This window comes from Alkalihalophilus lindianensis, assembly GCF_032843265.1.
Taxonomy (GTDB): domain Bacteria; phylum Bacillota; class Bacilli; order Bacillales; family Bacillaceae_D; genus Alkalihalophilus; species Alkalihalophilus lindianensis.
Window position 1 is genome coordinate 1 of record NZ_JAWJBA010000019.1, and the last position, 4,511, is coordinate 4,511.

3 protein-coding genes and 1 pseudogene are annotated in these 4,511 nt (G+C 38.2%); 1 reads left to right on the plus strand and 3 read right to left on the minus strand.

Going from position 1 to position 4,511, the window contains the following annotated elements:
- From RYX56_RS21040 to guaB, 3 genes and pseudogenes are all read right to left on the minus strand, one after another.
- Positions 1–110 (minus strand): annotated as a pseudogene (locus RYX56_RS21040) (pyridoxal 5'-phosphate synthase lyase subunit PdxS); the annotation flags it as partial.
- 165 nt (positions 111–275) lie between these two features.
- On the minus strand, positions 276–1,574 hold the full coding sequence (locus RYX56_RS21045) for a D-alanyl-D-alanine carboxypeptidase family protein (protein WP_439108523.1): 1,299 nt from the start codon (positions 1,572–1,574) through the stop codon (positions 276–278).
- Between the two features lie 163 nt (positions 1,575–1,737).
- The gene (gene guaB / locus RYX56_RS21050) at positions 1,738–3,195 is read right to left on the minus strand and encodes an IMP dehydrogenase (RefSeq protein ID WP_047972770.1); all 1,458 of its coding nucleotides are present in this window, start codon (positions 3,193–3,195) and stop codon (positions 1,738–1,740) included.
- A gap of 173 nt (positions 3,196–3,368) precedes the next feature.
- On the opposite strand from guaB, the gene RYX56_RS21055 reads away from it, so the two are divergent.
- Positions 3,369–4,331, plus strand: coding sequence for a YaaC family protein (locus RYX56_RS21055; RefSeq protein WP_047972762.1), 963 nt, complete (start codon positions 3,369–3,371; stop codon positions 4,329–4,331).
- The last annotated feature ends 180 nt before the right edge of the window (positions 4,332–4,511 follow it).

Sequence of the window (4,511 nt, forward strand, 5' to 3'; positions counted from 1 at the left end):
GCTTCTTCAGCAATTTTCGCTTGCTCTGCATTGATAACGTCCATAATGACGCCACCTTTTTGCATTTCTGCCATTCCACGCTTTACACGATCTGTACCTGTTTGACTCATATGTATTTCCTCCTAGAACATTCATGTTATTTACTCTTCTTAATCTCTAATAGTATACCGCAAAAAGATAAGATTCGCATAATTTTCTGTTATTATTTTTAAAAATAACGGGCCACTTTCTATAAAGTAGCCCTGTTGTTTCTTATAGATGGCTAATCTTTCATTTTATGAAAACCATCCACTTACTGTATTGACAGCTGCATTCCAAATCCCTGAGAAGAATCCACCAATTCCACGCATCATCTTCGTGAACCATCCAGCTTCTTCAACAGCGGTATCAGTTACCATTGTTACTCCGTCTTGTTGATCAGCATATAAAAACTGCTCATCTTCACCTTCAGATGTAAGGGTAAGAGATCCTACTGCTTCCCCTGCTTCAAAAGGAGCAACTAATTCGCCATCTTTATTTAGTTTATCTTGATCAAGTACTAATGTTGCACTATATTGATCATCTTGTCCATTTCTTACCACAGCTGATAATGCTTCTGAGCTAGAAATTGACACTTCACGCTCTTTTCCTCCAACAACTGGCACTGTTTCTTCACCTTCGACAACATATCCATCATCATATAGGTCAACAGTGCTAAAGTTGTTAAATCCATAATCCATTAACTTTCTCGTTTCATTAAAACGATCATCACGTGTATCTGTACGCATAACAACTGAGATTAATCGTAACCCATCACGTTCTGCTGTACCTGTGAAAGCATTACCTGCAGCTGATGTGTAACCTGTTTTTAATCCATCGATACCATCATAATCATGTTGTGGACGGATCGATGAAAGCATCCAGTTCCAATTTTCCATCGGGATGACTTCATCAGGACCCGCTTGGAAATCTTTCATTGGAATGCTAGCTGTATCAAGTACTTCTGGATAATCACGAAGAAGTGCATATGCAAGCTTCGCTGTTGCTCTAGCCGACATCATATTCTCAGCTTCATCACCAGTACCATCTGGATGATTACCTTGTAGGTCACGGTTGTTTAACCCGGTAGAGTTTACAAATTCGTAATCCTCTAACCCAAGCTCCGCACCTTTTTCATTCATTTGATTTACAAATTCAGTCTCTGAACCTGCGATAAGTTCCGCTAGTGCAATGGTTGATGCATTAGCCGAATAAATAGCGACAGATTCATACAATTCTCTAACTGAATAAGTTACTAAATCTTGGCGAAGTGGAACATTTGATAATGCCGTTTGATGAGATAATGTTCTTACCCAATCACTAATTGGCACTTGTTGATCCCAACTAATACGTCCTTCATCAATCGCTTCAAGGATTAAATACTCACTCATCATTTTAGTCATACTAGCCGTTGGTAAAATAGCATCTATATTCTTTTGATATAAAACCTTACCTGACTCTGCATCCACTAAAATAGCTGATTCTGCTTCTAAATCGAGTGCTGCCTCAACTGTATTTGGTTGTACAATTAGACTAGCAGTTAATAGAATTGCCATAAAAGCCGCAACCCATTGTTTGTTACCTAAAAATTTCACAATCGCACCTCCACAAATTTCTCACATAGACGTTATTTTATCATAAGAAACCATAAAAAAATAGATAGGGAAGGCCCTATCTATCATAGTCTTTATACCTTTTTTATTTATTAAATCGAGCAGCTTACATCGAGTAGTTTGGTGCTTCTTTCGTAATTTGAACGTCATGAGGATGACTCTCGCGCAATCCTGCTCCAGTAATACGAATAAACTGACCGTCACTACGTAGTGCATCCAATGTAGGAGTTCCACAATAGCCCATACCTGCACGCAAACCACCAAGTAATTGATGGATCGTATCATTTAAAGGCCCTTTATAAGGAATGCGTCCTTCAATTCCTTCAGGCACTAGCTTCTGTGCATTTTCTTGGAAGTAACGATCTTTACTTCCCTTCTCCATTGCACCTAGTGAACCCATACCACGATACACTTTAAATTGACGTCCTTGATAAATCTCACGTTCTCCAGGACTCTCACTTACACCAGCTAATAAGCTTCCAAGCATAACAGCATGTCCACCTGCAGCTAATGCCTTCACAATATCACCAGAATACTTAATTCCACCATCTGCAATTATCGGTACTCCATGTTTTCTAGCTTCAGTTGCACAGTCATATACAGCCGTAATTTGAGGTACGCCAATGCCTGCAACAATACGTGTAGTACAAATAGAACCTGGACCAATACCTACTTTTACTACATCTGCACCAGCTTCAATTAAGTCACGTGTAGCTTCTGCTGTTGCTACATTACCAGCGATAATTGTAAGGTCTGGATATTGATCCCGTACAGCACGTACTTTATCTAACACGCCTTTAGAGTGACCGTGTGCTGTGTCAATAACAATAGCATCAACTCCAGCTTCAACTAATGCAGCAATGCGAGTATCAGCATCAGCAGATACACCAATAGCTGCACCAACTACTAATCTACCTTGTGAGTCTTTTGCGGAGTTAGGGAATTCTATAACTTTCTCAATATCCTTAATGGTGATAAGACCTTTTAAGACACCCTCGTCATCTACAAGTGGTAGCTTCTCAATTTTGTACTTTTGTAAAATGGATTCAGCTTCTTGTAATGTAGTGCCTACAGAAGCAGTGACTAAATCTTCTTTTGTCATCACTTCATCAATTAGGATTGAATAATCTTCAATGAAACGCAAGTCTCGGTTTGTTAAAATCCCTACAAGCTTTTGTTCTTCATCAACAATCGGGACTCCAGATATACGATATTTACCCATTAAATGCTCTGCATCAAATACTTGGCGATCAGGCGTTAAAAAGAATGGATTTGTAATAACTCCACTTTCTGAACGCTTAACACGATCTACTTGTTCAGCCTGCTCTTCAATCGACATGTTTTTATGAACAATCCCAAGGCCACCTTCACGTGCCATAGCAATAGCCATTTCAGCCTCTGTTACTGTGTCCATTCCTGCACTTATTAAAGGAATATTCAGTTGCAGATTTTCAGATAGCTTCGTCTTCACTGAAACATCACGCGGTAGTATTTCTGAACGAGCTGGAACTAACAACACATCATCAAACGTTAAACCCTCTTTTTGAAATTTATTCTCCCACATCAGCACATTCATCCTCCCCAAAAGCTTCTTAAATAAATGAACAATTTTTTTGTTCATTCCACTAATCATTGTTGAAAATATTATTAGTAGCTTATCAACTGGGCAAACTACTGTCAAGAAACCATATAAAGTGCGACTTTTCCAAATAAACAGAAAAAGGTGTAATGATGAAAATGACTTATCCCACAAAAAAACTGGTACCTTTTTATTCAGCTGCCTATACCAGGTCCTACCTTACTAAATCATATGAGAGAATAAATATTGATCAAGCAAAAACAAAAAGCTTCCACACATGCTACTCATTTATTTATCATTTAAAACACGGAAACCTCTATATTGATCAAGCAAAAAAAGCTCCAATGGATCTAAAGCCAATGTTACTTTTTTATGGTTTAGTTCAATTTCTTAAAGCAATCATTTTAACAAAGGATCCTACGTATCCAGAAAATTCGCAAGTGCTTGCTCATGGCGTTACAACTAGAAAACGAAAAAAATCAGGTTTTATCTTTTTAGATGATGAAGTAAAAATTCAAAAGAATGGTTTATTTACACATGCACTCGGTAAAATGTTCCACATGAAACATTTGGCTAATGATAAATTTAAAATGCGACACCTACTCCAACAGTTACCTGAAATGGAATCACTATTTATACAATTTAACCAACAATCTTTCCTATTTAAAGGAACGTTTCACAATCACTCCATTCAATATGATTCATCCATTTTAGATTCATATCATATGACAGTGAATCGCTTTGAGCAATATATTAAGTATAAAGAGCAGCCATGGAGTAAAAAAGGAGTAACTATCACGGAAGGGAAACAGTTGATAACCATTCCTTACTCTAAAAAGCCTTCCCCCTCATCTGGCTTTCCTTTTACCTTTGACGATCAAGGACATCCCTATCTCTTCCGCTCTAGAGAAGGATACCTTGGTATGCCTGAGCTTCTTGTTCATTATTTACTGTTATACAATCTAAGTATGATATGTCGATATGAAACAGAGTGGTGGGGAGAGTTGATTCATACTTTTGATGGGAATGACCTTCCTTTCATTACACAGTATATTGACTTTACTACTTCGAGAATTGGCGCTCTAGTAGTAGATACTCTGCTACCCGATCGTACAAAGTAATTATCAATTTTATAGTCTATAAGCATAAATAAAGCATCCCATATTGATGGAATGCTTTATCGCCTGGCAACGTCCTGGCTCATTCTTTCTCTTCTACGGGGACGGGTTTCATGCCGCTCTGCTCCACAGCTTTTCACGTAGCTTTACGAAGAGAAAGAACTCGTCTCACAGGGGGAAAGC